The sequence below is a fragment of the Streptosporangium sp. DT93 genome (assembly GCF_049844535.1).
In the GTDB taxonomy this organism is placed as follows: Bacteria; Actinomycetota; Actinomycetes; order Streptosporangiales; family Streptosporangiaceae; genus Streptosporangium.
This window is the reverse complement of record NZ_JBNCLF010000120.1, coordinates 1-229: the sequence shown is the minus strand read 5'-3', so window position 1 is coordinate 229 and position 229 is coordinate 1. Positions and strand designations below refer to the sequence as shown.

Annotated in this window: 1 protein-coding gene; it reads right to left on the bottom strand. The window is 72.5% G+C overall.

The window, feature by feature from the left end; all coding sequences use genetic code 11:
- The coding region (locus tag ACLQ2R_RS39730; protein WP_425966573.1) for a DUF7507 domain-containing protein at positions 1-229 on the bottom strand (229 nt) is incomplete at both ends.

Genomic DNA, 229 nt, shown 5'->3' with positions numbered 1-229 from the left:
GTCAGGGTGGTGTTGCCGGTGTTGAGGACGAGGTAGGAGTAGGTGATGGTCCGTCCGGCGGCGGCGACCGTGGTCGGCGAGGCGGTCTTGAGCAGGGCCAGCGCCGGGGCGGCGGTGGCGATGACCGTGGCGGTGGAGGCCGCGGAGGTGATGGCGGGTCCCGACGGCGGGGTGCCCGACGCCGTCGCGGTGTTGACGATGCTTCCGGCGTTGATGTCGGCCTGGGTGG